Origin of the sequence: Bacillus sp. SH7-1 (genome assembly GCF_008042405.1) — a bacterium.
Taxonomy (GTDB): Bacteria; Bacillota; Bacilli; order Bacillales; family Bacillaceae_G; genus Bacillus_A; species Bacillus_A thuringiensis_N.
Window position 1 is genome coordinate 319,847 of sequence record NZ_QNUD01000007.1, and the last position, 19,697, is coordinate 339,543.

Consider the following 19,697-nt stretch of genomic DNA (forward strand, 5'->3'; position numbering starts at 1 on the left):
TTGATGGGCATGTGGTGCTACCACACTTCTATAAAGTTATTAGATACAAGATAATAGATGTTTTTATAATTTGAAAGACGAGGAAATGAAATGGGGGGGAGTATTGGAAGCGTACAATCAATACGTTAAGGGGGATGTTTGAGAAGATCAAATCGTTGGAACAGGAAATGTTTTTTAATTCTGGGTTAAGGACCTATCCTTCCGTTCTAATTAACTAAAAGAAGAACTTCCCCATACCGATTAGACTGCTAATCATTCCTATTCCATTCATGCTGCTTTTTCCTACTGCAAGTAAGTTTCCAAGCATTCCTGGCTGACCGTAACCGCCGTTATTCCCCCATCCCATGGGACTGATCTGTCCTCCCCATCCTGGAGAGTTTCCGAAAGTCCCCCAGTTGTTGGTACTAAATTTAAAAGCTTTAGCTGGCGGCGATAGTAAAGCGGCAAGATGCCCTTGTGCGAACATTCCCGTATGATTGAATGGTTGAGCCCAGGGGAAGGGAGGTTTTTGAAAATGAAAACCTGCATGAACTGGTAATGGAGTCCAACTAACAGGATGTCCTTGGGGCATCATTCCTGCATAATGGATTGGCTGACCTAAAGAGAAGGGAGGGGGCTGGGGATTAAAACCCGTATAATTGGCTGGTGAATCCCAACCAAATGGATAGACTCGAAAACTCCAATTCTCAGGGATCTTCAGACCATTCATTTCCTTAGCTTTTGTGGGCTGTAAATATAATGATGACATTGAAGTTTGGTTATTATATTGCTCTCCGTATCCCTCTGAATTCAAATGCCAATATTGGTGCATAAGCTTATTCCCCTCACTTTAAAAATGTAATGTTAGACTTAGCCTATGTAATATTCCTTTTTGTGGATGGTTACATAACTAGATTTACAAGCCTGTATTTAAAGGAATGGGTGTGTGGTCTTGTTGATTTATCTCGCTATTTGTTGTGGGCTACCTGTAAAAGCCCCATGGATTAAAGTTTCGCTTTATTTTAGAAGGGTATTTTCAGTTGTTTCTTTTGTTTATTTCAGCCTAATTTAATGTCGGTTAACAAACGTGTTTATAAAGGTTTAATTAATAAAAAAGATTTTAAAATGTTATGTTGAGCAAGTAGAATTGCTAAAAAGAGAATATCTATTCGAAGAGTTTGGCAAAATACTGCAAGGATAATGTATTCTTGTGCAAATATGCAAACGATTTAAACGAATCAATGGAATTGATAACGAAGGGACAAATAAATATATGAGTGAAACGTTACATAAAAGAAAACCACCATATGTAATGCTTGTAATCCTTTTTATTGGGGCATTTGTTTCATTTCTAAATAACTCACTTTTAAATGTAGCCTTGCCATCAATAATGAAGGATTTAGACATTAAAGATTATTCAACGATTCAGTGGCTTTCTACAGGGTATATGCTTGTAAGTGGTATATTAATTCCGGCATCAGCATTTTTAATAACCCGCTTCTCCAATAGGAGTTTATTTATTACATCTATGATGATTTTTATTCTTGGTACGGCCTTAGCGGCTGTAGCACCGAACTTCGGTTTATTACTTACTGGCCGAATGGTTCAAGCAGCAGGTTCTTCAGTCATGGGGCCTTTGTTAATGAATATTATGCTAGTAAGCTTTCCAAGAGAAAAAAGGGGAACAGCAATGGGGATTTTTGGATTAGTTATGATTACAGCTCCAGCCATTGGACCGACACTATCAGGTTATATTGTAGAGTATTATGACTGGCGTTTGCTGTTTGAAATGATTTTACCGTTAGCAATCATTAGCTTACTGTTAGGGATTTGGAAATCTGAGAATGTCATGAAACAAAACAAAAATGCAAAACTTGATTATCTCTCATTACTATTATCTTCTATCGGTTTTGGCGGTTTGTTATATGGGTTTAGTTCTGCAAGCTCCGATGGTTGGACGAATAAAGTTGTCTTAACAACCTTATTCATAGGCGCTATTTCCCTAATTGCTTTCATTATCCGTCAATTAAAAATGAACGAGCCTTTATTGGATTTACGTGTTTACAAGTACCCAATGTTTGCACTTGCGTCTGTAATTGCAATTGTCAATGCGGTGGCTATGTTTTCGGGTATGATTTTAACACCAGCTTATGTACAAAATGTCCGCGGTATTTCGCCGCTGAGCTCTGGGCTGATGATGCTTCCAGGTGCGGTAATAATGGGGGTTATGTCACCAATTACAGGTAAACTATTTGATAAATATGGCCCTCGAATTCTTGGCATAGTAGGACTTTCCATTACAGCTGTTTCAACTTATATGTTGGCAAACCTGCAAATCGACTCTAGTCACACACATATTATTCTTATTTACACACTGCGGATGTTTGGGATGGCGATGGTGATGATGCCACTTATGACAAATGGCCTTAATCAATTGCCAACTCGCTTAAATCCGCACGGTACGGCTGTTAATAATACAGCTCAACAAGTATCTGGTTCGATTGGTACTGCTATTCTTGTTACGATTATGAATTCTGTAACAAAAACAAAAGCTGAAAGTCTAATGGCTGATGTAGATCCAACAACCTTCACAGAAGCTACGAAGACAATGTTAACTCAGAATGCTTTATTATCTGGAATTCAGCATTCATTCTATGTAGCGCTTGGCATGAATGTTGTTGCACTCCTATTAGTTTTTTTTGTTAAACGTGTAGATACAAGCCCGGAAGCAGTCGAGAGATTAAATCGGTAAAGCAAAATAAAACTCTTGATAATGATTCCTACAAGTTTTTTGCTGTTTAGTTAGACCATGAAGAAATGCAAATTTCTGCTACTAAGGCGCTGTTATTTAAATTTGGAAAAGAACCAGTGATATAATTATATATATAGTAAAAAGGATCTGATATTCATATCAGATCCTTTTTCATTCGTAACAGAGTATACTTGCTTTTCGTATTTGTTTGAATTGACATTAGAAATTACTGGTTTTCCCAATACTACAATCTTTAGCTCTCAATTTCTCATAAACATTATAATAATACGCTTCATTTTAATTTAGTATTTTTTCTGCAAGGTATAAATCTAATGTTAATAGACGGTTTAGATTACCAACCTTATAAGCAATATCATAATCGTGAATAGTTAGGGAAAAGATAAAAAAGGTAATCAATTACATATTTTTATCCCAGGCGATTTATTGTATCTTCTTTTTATTGAATGGGATATTTTATTTCATGCTTTTTGAAAGGGTGTTTGTAATGGATAAAAAAGTATCTGCTATTCCTCAGCCGAAAACATACGGCCCGCTGGGTAATCTCCCATTAATCGATAAAGATAAACCGACTCTATCGTTTATTAAGCTGGCGGAAGAGTATGGTCCCATTTTTCGAATTCAAACTTTAAGTGATACCATTATTGTCGTTTCTGGCCATGAACTGGTAGAAGAAGTCTGTGACGAAACAAGATTTGATAAAAGTATAGAGGGTGCTTTAGCAAAGGTTCGTGCCTTTGCTGGAGACGGATTATTTACAAGCGAGACTCACGAGCCTAACTGGAAAAAAGCTCATAATATTTTGATGCCTACATTCAGCCAACGGGCAATGAAAGATTACCATGCCATGATGGTCGATATTGCCGTACAACTCGTTCAAAAATGGGCAAGACTGAATCCGAATGAAAACGTAGATGTTCCAGAGGATATGACTCGCCTTACATTAGATACAATTGGTCTATGTGGTTTTAATTACCGATTTAATAGCTTTTATCGTGAGACCTCTCATCCTTTTATCACTAGCATGACCCGTGCTCTAGACGAGGCGATGCACCAATTACAGCGATTGGATATAGAAGACAAACTCATGTGGAGAACGAAACGTCAATTTCAGCATGATATCCAATCTATGTTTTCTTTAGTAGATAATATTATTGCTGAACGTAAAAGTAATGGGAATCAGGAAGAAAATGATTTACTTTCCCGTATGCTAAATGTGCAGGATCCGGAAACTGGAGAAAAATTAGATGATGAAAATATTCGTTTCCAAATTATTACCTTTTTAATAGCTGGGCATGAGACAACAAGTGGATTGTTATCTTTTGCAATCTATTTTTTATTAAAGAATCCGGATAAATTGAAAAAGGCCTATGAAGAAGTAGACCGTGTTTTGACAGATTCTACTCCAACATACCAACAAGTTATGAAACTAAAGTATATCCGGATGATTTTAAATGAATCGCTACGTCTATGGCCTACTGCTCCAGCATTCAGTCTCTATGCGAAAGAAGATACAGTGATTGGTGGGAAATATCCAATTAAGAAAGGAGAGGATCGTATTTCGGTCCTTATTCCACAGCTACATAGGGATAAAGATGCGTGGGGAGACAATGTGGAAGAATTCCAACCTGAACGATTTGAAGACCTGGATAAGGTTCCTCATCATGCTTATAAGCCATTTGGAAATGGTCAAAGAGCATGTATCGGTATGCAGTTTGCACTTCATGAAGCCACTCTCGTAATGGGAATGCTTCTTCAACATTTTGAATTCATCGATTATGAAGACTATCAGCTGGACGTAAAACAAACATTAACGCTAAAGCCTGGTGATTTTAAAATTAGGATTCTACCCCGAAATCAAGCTATTAGCCATACTACTGTTCTTGCGCCTACAGAGGAGAAACTGAAAAAACATGAAATTAAGCAGCAAGTTCAGAAGCCAACTTCTATTATTGGAGCCGATAATCTTTCGCTTCTTGTTCTGTACGGATCAGATACAGGGGTAGCAGAAGGTATTGCAAGAGAACTAGCAGATACAGCTAGTTTAGAAGGTGTTCAAACGGAAGTGGTAGCTCTTAACGATCGAATTGGAAGTCTGCCAAAAGAAGGGGCGGTTCTTATTGTAACTTCTTCTTATAATGGAAAGCCACCAAGTAATGCAGGACAGTTTGTGCAGTGGTTGGAGGAATTAAAATCGGATGAGCTAAAAGGTGTTCAATACGCAGTTTTTGGTTGTGGAGATCATAATTGGGCTAGTACCTATCAGCGAATTCCAAGATACATTGATGAGCAAATGGCTCAAAAAGGAGCAACAAGATTTTCTGCTCGTGGAGAAGCGGATGCAAGTGGTGATTTCGAGGAACAGCTCGAGCAATGGAAACAAAGTATGTGGTCTGATGCAATGAAGGCATTTGGATTGGAACTTAACAAAAACATGGAGAAAGAACGCAGTACTTTGAGTCTGCAATTTGTCAGCCGTCTTGGAGGATCTCCTCTGGCGCGAACATATGAAGCAGTTTATGCATCTATATTAGAAAATCGTGAACTTCAATCATCTAGCAGTGAAAGAAGCACGCGACATATTGAGATATCATTGCCAGAAGGGGCTACGTATAAAGAAGGAGACCACCTTGGGGTGCTACCAATTAATAGTGAGAAAAATGTCAACCGAATTTTAAAACGCTTTGGATTAAACGGGAAGGACCAAGTCATATTGAGTGCAAGTGGGCGCAGTGTAAATCACATACCGTTAGACAGTCCTGTTCGTTTATATGACCTTCTTAGTTATAGTGTTGAAGTGCAAGAAGCAGCCACTCGAGCACAAATACGAGAAATGGTGGCATTCACAGTATGCCCTCCTCATAAAAAGGAATTGGAATCATTATTGGAAGAGGGAGTTTATCATGAACAAATATTAAAGAAACGTATTTCAATGTTGGATCTTCTTGAAAAGTATGAGGCTTGTGAAATCCGATTTGAACGTTTTTTAGAACTTCTTCCTGCGCTCAAACCGCGTTACTATTCTATTTCAAGTTCTCCACTCGTTGCACAGGATCGTCTGAGCATTACGGTTGGTGTTGTGAATGCGCCTGCATGGAGTGGGGAAGGGACATATGAAGGAGTCGCTTCTAATTATTTAGCTCAGCGTCATAATAAAGATGAGATTATCTGTTTCATTCGAATGCCACAATCAAACTTTCAATTACCTGAAAATCCAGAAACACCAATTATCATGGCTGGACCAGGTACTGGAATTGCACCATTCCGTGGATTCTTACAAGCACGACGTGTTCAAAAGCAAAAAGGTATTAACTTAGGACAAGCACATCTATACTTTGGTTGTCGTCATCCTGAAAAGGATTATCTCTATCGTACAGAATTAGAAAATGATGAAAGAGATGGATTAATCTCTTTACACACAGCTTTTTCTCGCTTAGAAGGGCATCCTAAAACATATGTACAACATGTAATAAAAGAAGATAGAATCAATTTAATTTCGTTATTAGATAATGGAGCTCATCTTTATATATGTGGTGATGGAAGTAAAATGGCTCCTGACGTAGAAGATACCCTTTGTCAAGCCTATCAAGAAATTCATGAAGTCAGTGAACAAGAAGCAAGGATTTGGTTGGATCGTCTGCAAGATGAAGGGCGATATGGAAAAGATGTTTGGGCTGGTATATGAATGTTTCTTAATTAGATAAGTAATATGTAACGAAGGAACTTCTTTTGAATAAGTGAATAACTCATTTATAAAAATCCCGTATTTTTAATGAATACGGGATTTCTTTATTTTTAATAAGCTGGACTGATATTGTAGAAAAATAATAGGTCATTCAATTTGACAATTAAAATGACCTACTATAATATATATGCCATAGCATATAATTAATAAAATGAATACATTCACTGTGAATAATTGACTGGTATGCTATACTCTTTTATATATTAATTTATAGAGGTGATACATGAACTTACATGATTTAATAGGCTATCTTGTTCATCGTACTGATGTGAAAATGACGAATTATTTTACGAAGAAATTAAAGCCTTTTGGAGTTACGCCAGAGCAGTGGGGGATTATCAGTGTTCTTTGTAGCCAAAGAGCCACTACTCAAAAAGAGTTAGCAGAAGCAATTGATAAAGATCAAACTACTGTCGTAAGAATGATACAGTCAATGGAGAGAAAAGGGATTGTAAAGAAGGCTTTGAATGACCAAGATAGGCGTTCACACAACCTGTTTTTAACTGAAAAAGGTGACGAATTAAAGAAAATAATCTTGCCTGTAGTGACAGACGCTCACCATTTCGTTACGAGTAATTTGAGCGAAGAAGAGATTAAAGTATTACAATCATTATTAAACAAATTGTATGATACACGCTATTAATACTTGTTCCTTATTGATGCTATGCTATTTATAAGGAACAAACTTTGTTTTAGGTATTATATATGCTATAGCATGTAATTTTCGTTTGTTTCGAGGAATGGTGGAGATAGCTGTATTTTGTATGATATCTGATTCAGGATTACTTTTTTTGCCTAGTACCAGTCAAGTTTTTGTATTATATATGCTGTAGCATATAAATTCATCAAATAAATAAGAAAGATGTGATTGCTATTTTAATATTAATCAATGTAGTAAAAGTTGTATTGTTTCTGTTCTTTATAATGACAGGAACGAAAATTATATCTGGGAAAATGGCAGATGAGTTCAAACGATTTGGTTTACCTTCGTTTTTTAATTTCTTAACTGGGGCTTTTGAGATTGTAGGAGCGATTGGAATGTTGATAGGAATTTGGATTCCAACAGTAGCTTTATTGGCAGGATTGTTGTTAGGTGGTACGATGCTTGCAGCTGCATTAACTCTTATTGTATTAGCGAAAGATCCCTTTAAGAAAGCGATACCTGCGCTTGTTTTGTTTGTCCTTAGTTTAGGGGTAAGTTTGTATCATATTTTTTAAACATAACCGAAAAATGTTCAACTTTATGAGTTCAAGTTGATATCGTTTTGTAATTATATTATAGATAAGGGGTGTGAAAACGTATGAATGAGTTATTATTTTTCAAATTTTTAGCGTTTCTATCTATATTGACAACAAGTATTGTTGCTGGAACCGTTTTTGCATACTCTAATTCTGTCATGCCTGGTCTGCGTAATTCGGATGATCGTACCTTCGTTCTTTCGGTTAGACACTTTACCTCATCAGTGGCTAATCCGATGTTTCTCTTCATTTCAAACGGTGCTCTTATAGCGCAGATCGGTTTTGTAGTATTAGCCGTTTACCAACAGCAATTTGACAAAGTCATTTTAGGATTAATCGCATTGATTAGTTATGTTGCCACTCTACTGATCACTTTCACAGGAAACCTTCCGATGAATAGAGCGATTATTTCAGCTGAACTACCTGTAAGAGATTCTGGATGGGAGGAACTCAGAGTCGAATTTGAATCCCGTTGGACGTTGCTGAATCACACGCGTACCTTAACGTGCATTTTGAGTGTGTCGGCATTACTAGTAGCGTTACTCATTAATTAGTAGTATGAATATATTTAGATGAAAAATAATCAACCGGACAATTCTTAAGAAATGTGTCATCGGAAAATAACTTATCGTTCCTGATTTTATCAGATGAAAACCGGATTGATTTAAAAGCTTACGATGTATTATCATGGCCATGTTGCTTCTTATGGAAGCCTCGCGGTACTCATGAAAAACCTGCTTACTTTCATGTGGAGAAAAATGAACAACTACTATATTAACAGAGACAAACGATTCCATTTGGTCGTTCAATATCGACAGAGTTTAGAAAAATTGCTCAATATATAGGCAAGAATTTCAAGTCTAAATAGATCTCTTTTTTATTCAATAAAGAATAGGGGAAGTCTTAAACTAGTAAGGGAATAATAGCGGCACTAACTTAAGATATTCCTATCATTCGAATCAAAATCATTATAATTAGTAAAAGAATGGCAAGAATTTTATATTAAAAATAGGAGTGAGTGAAAATGGCATATTTATTACAAGTTGATTTTCCGTTTGAAGGTCCTTTTGGTGAAGAAATGGAAAAAGCATTTTGGGATCTAGCAAAAAGTATTAACGAAGAAGAAGGATTCCATTGGAAAATATGGACTGAGAATCAAGAAACAAAAGAAGCTGGAGGCATCTATGTATTTGAAGAAAAACAAGATGCTGAAAAATACGCTGAAATGCACAAGAACAGACTTGAAGCAGCTGGTGTTAAAGATATTAGAGTAAGAATTTTTAACATCAATGAAAAATTAACGGAACTGAATCGTGGGTATATTAAATAATTTCGACAGTCGGAGCAAGCGTAAAAGGAGGGGGGAATCCCCTTCCTTTTTTTATTTTTAAATTGATGGTGAGGGGTATAAATTTATATAATCCAATATATATTAATAACTTCGAAATGCTTTATAATAACTAATTTTTATGCATTATTGATTAGCGTTGCTTATTGTGCTAACGAATCAGGATAGTGTGGCGACCGACCAACTAAATAGTTGCTTATCCTTAATTATTAGAAGGAAAGTTTTATCATTCCGCGAATTTATTAGACATAGACGAGTGCTATAATTTTCTATATTTACATAAAGAGGTGACTACGCATGAATCAAAGCCCTTCAGAAGAAGAATACACCGGGAGCTCCGGCGAATATATCCGTTTGGTACCGGACGGTAACATCATCGATATTCTGCTCGCCCAGGAAAAGCAAATGATCGAGCTCCTGGCATCGTTGACCGAAAGCCAGGCCGCATATCGGTATGCGGAAGGAAAATGGACGCTGAAAGAAGTCGTGGGCCACATCGCAGACGCGGAACGTGTCATGACCTACCGCCTACTCCGGTTCGCAAGAGGGGACCAGACGCCTCTGACCGGTTTCGATCAGGAATTGTTCATGCCTCCTTTCGGAAGTTGGACAACCGCGCAATTGGCCGAAGACTACCGGGCCGTACGGCAATCAACGATCACATTGCTGCGCGGGCTACCGGCGGAGGCTTGGACCCGCAAGGGCACAGCCAACAATCTAAGCATTACGGCGCGCGCCCTCGCGTACGGCATCGCAGGACATGAACTTCATCACATGAGGGTCATCCGAAATCGGTACTTGAGTTAATTGTCGGCTGAGACCTTTGGAATTGAACTAACGGATAACTTTAACAAAATAAGGAATACAATTAAATAGCCTAAAATATGCAAGTTTTTATGCAAAACTGCTTGCTTATTTTGGCTATTTTTGCATTCATAAAAGATACTGCTATAAGTAAACAGCATTTTTAAATTGCTAAATACCCCCCATGAGATCAATGGGACTTATATTCCACTTCCTTATCGGGATTATATAAAGAAGTGGAAATAGTATAAGTACCCAAAAAACAATAATAAAAACTGTACTCATCAGTTTCTACTCCTTATGTGGATCATAAAGTTATTATCCCGCATTAACGGGCAGTAAAATCCCACTTCAAAATTCAGCGAAAGAAAAGAAGTTAGGTGGGGATCAACTGCCCGCAAATGTCCGATTGGTGAGTGCTGATAATCATTGGGGAATGAAGCCCCCCAATGATTAAAGTTTCACTTTATCTCTCCGTCTCAAAAAACTCAATCCACTCTCCATCAGGGCCAGCGAAGAATATGTAACGTGTTCCATCTGGTAATGTTTCAATTTCTTCCCCTAGTAAAAATGTTACGCCGTGTTTTTGTATTTTTTCAATTTCATCCTCTAATGAATCCACTTTAAAGCAAATGTGATGTACTTTTCCTTCTGCCGGAAGAGAGGAGTTGTAACCTTCAATGAGTTCCAGTATCGTTTCCTTCGATTCTTCCACACCTAAAAAAGCGAGTTTTAAGTCTGGGTTTGGATGTCCCATTCGCTTAATAAGCTGTAAGCCAACTACTTTTTCATAAAAAGTAATAGATGTTTCTAAGTTTGCAACCATAAGTCCAACGTGCTCTATTCTTCTAACTGGCATGTAGATTCCTTCTTTCTGAAAATTATATACAATATATTATTGAAAATTAAGAAAATAAGCAAGATAAAAACCTTACAAATTTTAGCGTGTTATATGGTATAGTGAGAAAGTATGTTTGGGGAGAAGGAAGGAGATTATACGATGAATACAACTACTCAAACTCCTTCATTATCAGAAACGATGAAAGAGTGGCATTATGCATTAGCGTATGAAATTAAACATTGGAAAACGATAGGTGGTAGTAAAATTTCTATCATGAACGGTCGTTTTTTATATACAGATTATGAAAGTACAGTATACGTATTTCAGCTTATTTCGGAAGTAAGCTTACCTGAAGGTTCACCCATTCGAATTGAGTTCGATGGTGAGGAAGCGACAGGAGAAGTATTATCTGTACATGGATTAGAAATAGAATTGAAGTTAAATGATTATATACAAGGTGAAATAAGAGAAGCTGTTTTATATAGTGAACCGTGGCAGCTTTTGGAGCAACTGCAGGAGCGATTGAAAGAGGCGCATAAAGATAAGCTAAAACGTAATCGTATAAAGCGTCTTGTTGATGGGACGAGTAGTCCGAAGCATCTTGAAAAAATGAAAAATACGAAAAATGAATTGGCGTATCGTTCGTTTTACAATCCGACAACGTACGTATGGGGACCGCCTGGAACAGGGAAGTCTTATAATTTATCACGTATTATTTCAGCTCATTATCAAAAAGGAAAATCGGTACTTGTGTTAGCTCATAGTAACGCAGCAGTGGACGTATTAATGAGTGAAGTAACGAAGCAAATTGAAAAGAAAAAGAAATGGACGCCTGGCGAAATTGTTCGTTACGGTTATAGTCAACATGAACATATAAGAAATCATGAAACGCTACTTGCGTCGAAGTTAGTTGAAACGACGAACGGATCTTGGGGAGAAGAAAGACTCTATTTAGAAGAGATACGACAAGATCTTCGTGAAAAGATTTTATCGTATAAAGCAACATCTGCTGATAAGAAGCGTATACAAGAGATTGAAAGTGATCTTCGAAAGCAAAAGGCGAAAATTAAAGAAGTAGAAAAAGAATACATTGAAAATGCGAAAGTAATTGGCGCAACTTTATCGAAATGTGCCATTGATTCACTTATTTATGAGCGTACATTTGATTTAGTTGTTGTAGATGAAGTGAGTATGGCATATGTTCCGCAAATTGCATTAGCTGCTTCACTTGGAAAACGCATCGTCGTTTGTGGAGACTTTTTACAGTTACCTCCAATTGCTATGGCGAACCACGAACTCGTTCGCAAATGGCTCGGCGAAGATATGTTTTACCATGCTGGGATTGTTGAGTCTGTTAATAAATCAGAAGCACATCCGAACCTGTTTATGTTGCAGGAACAAAGACGTATGCATGCGGATATATCTAAGTTTACAAACTCATTTATTTATAAAAATAGAGTATACGATCATCCGTCTGTTTCAGAACGTAAAGAACTTGCGAAACTACAACCGTTCGCAAATGAGGCGAGCGTTTTATTTGATACGAGTCTAATGGGAGCATTTTCGTTAAAAGATGCTGCTTCAGGATCTCGTTTTAATATTATGTCTGGTTTAGTAGCGATGCAAATGATGTTAATCGGACTGTTAGATGGTGTTCAATCAATTGGTGTTGTGACGCCTTACAGGGCGCAGTCTCGCTTTTTATCAACATGTATTAGAGAAATGTTACAGAGAACGAAATATCAAAACATACCTGTTTTAGCAGCGACAGTTCACAAGTTCCAAGGGTCTGAAAGAGATATGATGATTTTTGATACAGTGGATAGTTATCCGCAAGAAAGACCTGGCGTATTGTTCTTTGACCATAAAAACCATCGCCTCGTCAATGTAGCAGTGACAAGAGCGAGAGGGAAGTTCATTCAATTATCGGATTGTCATTATATGCGTAAAAATCTTTCAAGAAAACAAGCGTTATCACAATTAACAGCTCATATAGAACGTCATGGAGATGTGTATGATCGTACGACATCAAGGCAATTGTGGGAACGAAAAATATCGAAACGATTACGCTGGTTTATGGAAATGAATCTTGAGGAAACGAAAGGGCTATTAAAAGATATTTTGGCTGCAAAACGAAAAATCATAATTTCACTTCCAAGTACAAAGCAAGTAGATAAACGAGTATGGCAAGCGTTAATGCGTACAAATGCGCAAATAACAGTGTATAGTGATGGACCAGTTCCACTGAAAAATGTAAGGTTACAAAGACAAAATAAAGCCTTCCCATTTATCGTAATCGATGATGAAATCTTCTGGGCAGGGGCACCGCTTACATCTCAAATGATGTTTGAAGGTAGTACGGAATTCCCGTATATATGTGCAAGATTGCAAGCACCTGAGACAATTGGTGTATTAAAAGGATTTTTAGATATCCGGTAAATTCGGATAGGAATTCCTTGACTTTTAATCGGAATGAACTTAGAATGAATGTAATTTAATATAATTTTATGAAAATTCTTATCACGAGAGGTGGAGGGACTGGCCCTATGATACCTCGGCAGCGGATTCTTTATGAATACTGTGCCAATTCCAGCAAGGTAACTTGAAAGATAAGAAAGAAGCTCATTTTGACTGTATATACAGAAGCCTCTTTCTATCTTTTAGAAAGAGGCTTTTTTACGTGAAAATAAAAGGAGGAAGAAAAATGGGAGCGACTGGAGTAACGTCACAAAGAAAAACAATTGAAGAGAGTATCGAAAGAAATAAGGAAAAGTACATAGAAACAAGTCATGATATTCATGCGAATCCGGAGATTGGTAACCAAGAATTTTACGCATCTAGAACGTTAAGTTTATTGCTAGGTAGTGCAGGATTCCAGTTGCAGCACAATATAGCTGGTCATGAAACAGGTTTTATCGCACGAAAAAGTTCAGGGAAACAAGGACCAGTTATCGCATTTTTAGCTGAGTATGATGCTTTACCAGGACTTGGCCATGCGTGTGGTCACAATTTAATTGGCACAATTAGCGTTGCAGCAGCAATTGCATTATCAGAAACGCTTGAAGAAATAGGTGGAGAGGTTGTCGTTTTCGGAACACCGGCAGAAGAAGGCGGGCCAAACGGTAGCGCAAAATCGAGTTATGTAAAAGCAGGTTTATTTAAAGATGTTGATGCGGCGCTTATGATTCATCCGAGCGGAAAAACAGCGACAACGAGTCCTTCACTAGCAGTCGACCCACTTGATTTTCATTTTTATGGAAAAACAGCTCATGCTGCAGCTTCACCAGAAGAGGGAATTAACGCATTAGATGCGGTTATTCAGCTGTACAACAGTATTAACGCACTTCGCCAACAACTTCCGTCAGACGTGAAAATTCATGGTGTCATTACAGAGGGCGGAAAAGCACCTAATATTATTCCTGACTACGCTGCAGCAAGGTTCTTCATCCGCGCAGCAACGCGAAAAAGATGTGCGGAAGTAACAGAGAAAGTGAAAAACATCGCACAAGGGGCAGCGTTAGCAACAGGCGCAAAAGTAAAAATCCATCAATTCCAAAATGAAATTGATGAACTACTCGTAACAAAAACATATAACGATATCGTAGCCGAAGAATTAGAACTACTAGGTGAAGATGTAAACCGTAAAGAAAGAGTTGGCATTGGTTCAACGGACGCAGGAAACGTCAGCCAAGTCGTACCGACCATTCATCCGTACATAAAAATCGGCCCAGATGACTTAATTGCACATACGAATGAATTCAGAGAAGCAGCGCGTTCAGAATTAGGAGATAAAGCATTAATTACATCGGCAAAAGCATTAGCAAATACGGCGTATCGATTAATAACAGAAGAAGGATTGTTAGAGAAGGTGAAGGAGGAGTTTAGGGAGGCGCAGAGGAATCAGGGGTAAGGGGATTAAGGTGCTCTTTTCGAAGAGTAATCTAATTAATAAGAAGAGATACAAAAAAGAACATTGAAATATCAATGTTCTTTTTTGTTTACTAGTCATTGATTTTGTTGGTTTTTCTCAAGAAAGAGAAACTTTTACTGTTAGTGAGGATAATACGTATCCCTTTATCAAAATGACAATTTCTCCTCAAACTCACTCTTTAAAACAATTAAAGGAGACGATAAGCCAAATTGCATTAAAGAGTCTAAAAATGTAGCGAGGGAATCCATCGAATCGCTCATGACCTTCATCATATAATTAAATTCTCCACTAATTCGATATAAATCAGTTACTTCAGGTGCGGCATTACAATATTGGATAAAATCAGAGCATTGACTCGTTTTAAACATGATGAATGCTTGAATATTTTTATTAATTTTGGAAGGCTCAAATTTTGTTCGGTAAGCTGCTATAACTCCTTGATCTTCAAGTTTATTCATACGCTCTTTTACAGCAGGCTGCGTCATGGATATAATCCGTCCTATTTCTGAAACTGAAATTCTGGCATTTTCATACAATAAGTTCATTATTTTATGGTCAATGTCATCCAGTTTTACTGCGTTTTGCACTGTGTAGCCTCCTTATTTTGTTTTCTAAAGTAAATCACGAATTATAACTATAATATCATAAGTGAACGAACTGAATTACCAATAAATATATATTTAAAATGATTAGTGTTTACATGAAAATATAAGTATAGGTTTTTATCAAACGGAAATTTAGGAAGGATGGAAAAAATGAAGAATCTTGATGGGAAAGTAGCGTTAGTAACAGGGGCGAGTCGCGGCATTGGTCGTGCGGTTGCGATGAGATTGGCAAACGATGGTGCATTAGTAGCGATTCACTATGGCCGAAATAAAACAGCTGCAGATGAAACGATTAGAGAGATTGAATCTAATGGAGGAAAAGCGTTCTTAATTGAAGCTGAGCTCAATTCAATTGATGGTGTCCAAAAGCTAGTAGAACAATTGAAGAATGAATTACAAAAAAGAGTTGGTACATCAGAGATTGATATTTTAGTAAACAATGCAGGGATAGGTATACAAGGAACGATTGAAAATACGACAGAAGAAATTTTTGATGAAATTATGTCTGTAAATATTAAAGCACCGTTCTTCTTAATTCAGCAAACATTACCGTTACTACGATCAGAGGGGCGCATTATTAACATTTCATCAGCTGAAGTAAGACTTGGTTTTACAGGCTCAATTGCATACGGCTTAAGTAAAGGTGCATTAAATACGATGACACTGCCTCTTGCTAAACATCTTGGAGAAAGAGGTATAACTGTGAATACAATTATGCCTGGATATACGAAGACAGATATAAATGCGAAATTGCTAGATAATCCAGAAATACGAAATTTTGCTACGAATTCATCTGTGTTCGGTCGAATCGGGCAAGTTGAAGATATTGCGGACGCAGTAGCATTCCTTGCTTCTGCTGATAGCCGCTGGGTAACGGGGCAAATTTTAGATGTTTCTGGAGGGTTTTGTTTATAGGATAAAGTGCTCCATAATCATTAGTTTTATGTCCTTTAATTTATGAATTTAATGGTTATAGAGTAACATCATTTACGTATTAACTTAATTATTGTATCGTTTTAAACCTACTTCTGAAATAGATAGAGGATATTCTGCCGAATTGATAAGGTTAGAATAGAATGATTTCAGGAGGGCGGTTTAGCTTATGATATTTTGGTGATGAGGGGATCGCGAATAGTGTTTACTCTCATTTTTTTATGAGATCAGAGTGGAACGCAAAATATAAAATGTAATAAATTATCCCAATGGGGTTACTCCTGTGGGATTTTTGTAGTTAGATAGAAGTGATTCTAAGGGATTTAGAAAAGATTGATTTGGAATAGAATTTAATTTCAAACCAATATAAAAACTGCTTTTTTATTGCTTAACACAGTATTTCATTTAACTAGATTGAAATAGAGTTTCTATATTCTGAAGGTTTGATATTATTAGTTTCTTACATACTTTTCCTATTTATAATGGTATAGTAAAATATAGTAAAAAGAGAGGGGATTAGTATGGCGATAATTGGAATTGATTTAGGGACAACTAATAGTTTAGTAGCAACATGGTCGGAAGATGGTGCAACACTTATTCCAAATGTTTTAGGTGAATTTCTCACACCATCGGTAGTTAGCGTTGATGAAACGGGGGAAGTTTTAGTTGGGCGTATTGCGAAAGAGCGACTAATTACTCATCCACAACTGACGGCAGCAACTTTTAAACGTTTTATAGGAACAGAGAAAAAATATGAGCTGGGTACATATACTTTTTCATCTGAAGAGTTATCATCTTTTGTTATTAAATCTTTGAAACAAGACGCAGAAGCATATTTAAATGAAGAGGTTACCGGTGCTGTAATTAGTGTCCCTGCCTATTTCAATGATACGCAGAGAAAGTCAACGAAACGTGCAGCGGAAATAGCAGGATTAACAGTAGAACGTCTTATTAGCGAACCAACGGCTGCGGCAATTGCTTATGGTTTATACCAAGAAGAATCAGAAACAAAATTTCTTGTATTTGATTTAGGTGGAGGAACTTTTGATGTTTCCATTTTGGAATTGTTTGAAGGGATAATGGATGTAAAATCTATTGCTGGTGATAATTATCTTGGTGGTGAAGATTTCACAAGAAGTTTAATGACCTTCTTCCTCGAATCGCATCAACTGGATCCAGATTCACTTGATTCAAAAACACTATCATTAATTTATACACAAGCAGAACGTTGTAAGCTTACTTTATGTAATGAATCAGCTGCGACTATGAATGTTGTGATTCATAATCAAACATATGAAACGAGTATAAATAGGGGAGAATTCGAAAAAATTGTAACGCCGCTACTGTTACGTCTTCGTTATCCAATTGAACGTGCTCTTCGCGATGCTTCGTTAAATCCGAATGATTTAGACGCTGTAATATTAATTGGTGGAGCTACTCGAATGCCTCTTGTGAAATCTGTTATTTCTAAAATGTTTGGGCGTATGCCTTATGCAAATATAAATCCAGATGAAACAGTTGCTTTAGGTGCTGCAATTCAAGTTGCCTTAAAAGAACGAAATAAGGCTTTAGAAGAAGTGATTTTAACCGATGTCTGTCCATATTCTTTAGGAACAAGTGTGGTTCAAGAATTTGGAGATGGTAAGTCAGAGTCTGGGTACTTCTTTCCTATTATAGAGAGAAATACACCAATTCCTGTAAGTAAGGTGGAGCGACTATATACAGTAAAGGATAAACAACAATTTATAACTATTGATGTATATCAAGGGGAAAACCGTAGGGTAGTAAATAACTTAAAACTAGGTGAGCTCAAAATTAAGATTCCTCCTGCTCCTGCTGGAAATGAGTCGGTTGATATTCGTTATACATACGACATTAATGGCATTCTTGAAGTTGAGGTAATAAGTACATCAACTGGAGAAAAGAAAAGAACGATCATACAGCAAAACGCTGGAAATCTTACAGATGCAGAAATAGAAAAGAGACTTTTAGAGTTAAGAGATATTAAAATTCATCCGAGAGATAGAGAAGAAAATCGACTTCTTCTTGCAAAGTGCGAAAGGCTTTATGAAGAGTTACTTGGTGATGAACGCAAAAAGATTTCTATACTACTGCAACAATTTGAGAGCGTGCTTACAACGCAAAATGATAAAAAGATTAAAGAAGCTTCCAGTATATTAAAAGAACATATTGAAAGTCTGGAAAGGTGGGCAAATCGCTAATGAGTATTTGGAATACATTGGAGATTGAACCTACTGACAATATTTCAGTGATTAAAAAAGCTTATGCAAAACTCCTGAAAATACATCATCCAGAAGATGATCCAGAAGGCTATCAAAGATTAAGAGAAGCGTTTGACCAGGCAGTGAAAAGTGCGAAAAATATGAAAGATAAGCCGTCGATTCAAATAGATGAAATGAATGCTTCTGATAGAGAACTTGTATTTTCTCCATGGACTGACAGTGATGCAGAAATTGCTACTACTACAATTGCTGAACATCCAGTCTATACATTCATGGAAAGTGTTGAGACGCTTTATGATAATTTCTTTGCACGGATAGAGCAGGGGAATTGGGAAGAAATATTGCGTTCAGATGTGATATGGGATGTTCAATATGCAGCAGCACTACAAGATCAGTTAATTGAATTTTTCTTATATCATTATCACTTCCCACATTCGATTTGGGAATTAATTGATCAAGTATTTCGATTCAGTGAGCAAAGAAATGATTTAGTAAATGAATATGGAGAAAATACAATCCAATTTTTATTAGAAAGAATTAGCGGCGAAAAAGAAATGCGTTATGATATTTTTGAAAAAACTGCTGATTTAGATTTTGAGTTGTATTTCTATATACGAGAAGAAATACAAAGGAAACTGATAGCAAATGAATTAGAAGATGTAAAAGAAGAACTGGATCGTGCGTTTGCAATATATGAAAGGGACCCTGAATTATTACGTATGCAAGGTATTTATTATTTACGTATAGATAATAAGGAGAAGGCATTACAAGCATTTAGCAATATACTGTTGATTGATAAAGACGACCCAGATGCATTATTATATCGTGCCCGTATTCAGTATAATCTTGGGCAATTTCACGATGCTATCAAAGATTGTGAACATCTTCTTTCTGTCCATCCAGAGCATATGGATGCGATGCTCATGATGACAAAATGTTTAGAAAAAGTGGGAGAAATAGATAAAGCTGAAAAAATAGTACAGGATGCTTTACAGATAGATATAAACCATGTTGAGTTTCTATCATATTTCAATTCATTTATGGCACAAAGAGGAAAGAAACCAAATAAACCAGGGTTTACAATGGCTTATGTATTTAGTTGGATATTGATGTATAGTGGCATGTTTTTAAGACGTACTTGGGTGTATATTTTATTTTTTATTCTGGCTATTATTACGCGATTACCTTTCAAATATATCCTTCTTCTTCCGGTTGTTTGGGAAGCGTGGAAGTTTTATAGACTGAAAATCAAAATATAA

15 protein-coding genes and 1 riboswitch are annotated in these 19,697 nt (G+C 36.7%); of the genes, 12 read left to right on the forward strand and 3 right to left on the reverse strand.

What is annotated here, in order from left to right; translation table 11 throughout:
• Window positions 1-214: 214 nt before the first annotated feature.
• Window positions 215-811 (reverse strand): hypothetical protein, encoded by a 597-nt coding sequence (locus DN390_RS07955; protein ID WP_147807060.1) that lies wholly within the window; start codon window positions 809-811, stop codon window positions 215-217.
• Between the two features lie 441 nt (window positions 812-1,252).
• Here DN390_RS07955 and DN390_RS07960 point away from each other — a divergent pair, with 441 nt between their 5' ends.
• The 7 genes from DN390_RS07960 (at window position 1,253) to DN390_RS07990 (ending at window position 9,888) form a co-directional block, all read left to right on the forward strand.
• Entirely contained in the window at window positions 1,253-2,731 is a 1,479-nt protein-coding gene (locus tag DN390_RS07960; protein ID WP_098951913.1) for a DHA2 family efflux MFS transporter permease subunit, read from the forward strand.
• Window positions 2,732-3,236: 505 nt separating this feature from the next.
• Complete coding sequence (gene cypD, locus DN390_RS07965; RefSeq protein WP_147807061.1) at window positions 3,237-6,434, forward strand: bifunctional P-450/NADPH--P450 reductase; 3,198 nt, start codon at window positions 3,237-3,239, stop codon at window positions 6,432-6,434.
• A 283-nt stretch (window positions 6,435-6,717) separates the two neighbouring features.
• The gene (locus tag DN390_RS07970) at window positions 6,718-7,137 is read left to right on the forward strand and encodes a MarR family winged helix-turn-helix transcriptional regulator (protein WP_097951877.1); all 420 of its coding nucleotides are present in this window, start codon (window positions 6,718-6,720) and stop codon (window positions 7,135-7,137) included.
• Between the two features lie 224 nt (window positions 7,138-7,361).
• Window positions 7,362-7,712 (forward strand): DoxX family protein, encoded by a 351-nt coding sequence (locus DN390_RS07975; protein ID WP_147807191.1) that lies wholly within the window; start codon window positions 7,362-7,364, stop codon window positions 7,710-7,712.
• Window positions 7,713-7,795: 83 nt separating this feature from the next.
• Window positions 7,796-8,287 carry an anthrone oxygenase family protein gene (locus tag DN390_RS07980; RefSeq protein ID WP_147807062.1) on the forward strand — a complete coding sequence of 164 codons (492 nt, stop codon included), beginning with the start codon at window positions 7,796-7,798 and terminating at the stop codon, window positions 8,285-8,287.
• Between the two features lie 470 nt (window positions 8,288-8,757).
• Window positions 8,758-9,063: a monooxygenase gene (locus tag DN390_RS07985; RefSeq protein WP_098198540.1), complete on the forward strand. Its 306-nt coding sequence runs from the start codon at window positions 8,758-8,760 to the stop codon at window positions 9,061-9,063.
• Window positions 9,064-9,378: 315 nt separating this feature from the next.
• Window positions 9,379-9,888 (forward strand): DinB family protein, encoded by a 510-nt coding sequence (locus tag DN390_RS07990; RefSeq protein ID WP_147807063.1) that lies wholly within the window; start codon window positions 9,379-9,381, stop codon window positions 9,886-9,888.
• A gap of 463 nt (window positions 9,889-10,351) precedes the next feature.
• On the opposite strand, the gene DN390_RS08000 is transcribed toward DN390_RS07990, so the two are convergent.
• Window positions 10,352-10,744, reverse strand: coding sequence for a VOC family protein (locus tag DN390_RS08000; protein WP_147807064.1), 393 nt, complete (start codon window positions 10,742-10,744; stop codon window positions 10,352-10,354).
• A 111-nt stretch (window positions 10,745-10,855) separates the two neighbouring features.
• On the opposite strand from DN390_RS08000, the gene DN390_RS08005 reads away from it, so the two are divergent.
• Window positions 10,856-13,165, forward strand: a complete 2,310-nt coding sequence (locus tag DN390_RS08005) for an AAA domain-containing protein (RefSeq protein ID WP_147807065.1) — start codon at window positions 10,856-10,858, stop codon at window positions 13,163-13,165.
• 75 nt (window positions 13,166-13,240) lie between these two features.
• A riboswitch (SAM riboswitch) is annotated at window positions 13,241-13,342 on the forward strand.
• An 88-nt stretch (window positions 13,343-13,430) separates the two neighbouring features.
• Complete coding sequence (locus DN390_RS08010; RefSeq protein WP_098951926.1) at window positions 13,431-14,636, forward strand: M20 family metallopeptidase; 1,206 nt, start codon at window positions 13,431-13,433, stop codon at window positions 14,634-14,636.
• A 167-nt stretch (window positions 14,637-14,803) separates the two neighbouring features.
• On the opposite strand, the gene DN390_RS08015 is transcribed toward DN390_RS08010, so the two are convergent.
• The gene (locus DN390_RS08015) at window positions 14,804-15,244 is read right to left on the reverse strand and encodes an Lrp/AsnC family transcriptional regulator (protein WP_147807066.1); all 441 of its coding nucleotides are present in this window, start codon (window positions 15,242-15,244) and stop codon (window positions 14,804-14,806) included.
• 168 nt (window positions 15,245-15,412) lie between these two features.
• Here DN390_RS08015 and DN390_RS08020 point away from each other — a divergent pair, with 168 nt between their 5' ends.
• From DN390_RS08020 to DN390_RS08030, 3 genes are all read left to right on the forward strand, one after another.
• Complete coding sequence (locus DN390_RS08020; protein WP_147807067.1) at window positions 15,413-16,177, forward strand: SDR family oxidoreductase; 765 nt, start codon at window positions 15,413-15,415, stop codon at window positions 16,175-16,177.
• A 539-nt stretch (window positions 16,178-16,716) separates the two neighbouring features.
• Window positions 16,717-18,417, forward strand: coding sequence for a molecular chaperone HscC (gene hscC, locus DN390_RS08025; protein ID WP_147807068.1), 1,701 nt, complete (start codon window positions 16,717-16,719; stop codon window positions 18,415-18,417).
• On the forward strand, window positions 18,417-19,697 hold the full coding sequence (locus DN390_RS08030) for a J domain-containing protein (protein ID WP_147807069.1): 1,281 nt from the start codon (window positions 18,417-18,419) through the stop codon (window positions 19,695-19,697). Before hscC ends, DN390_RS08030 begins: the two co-directional genes overlap by 1 nt.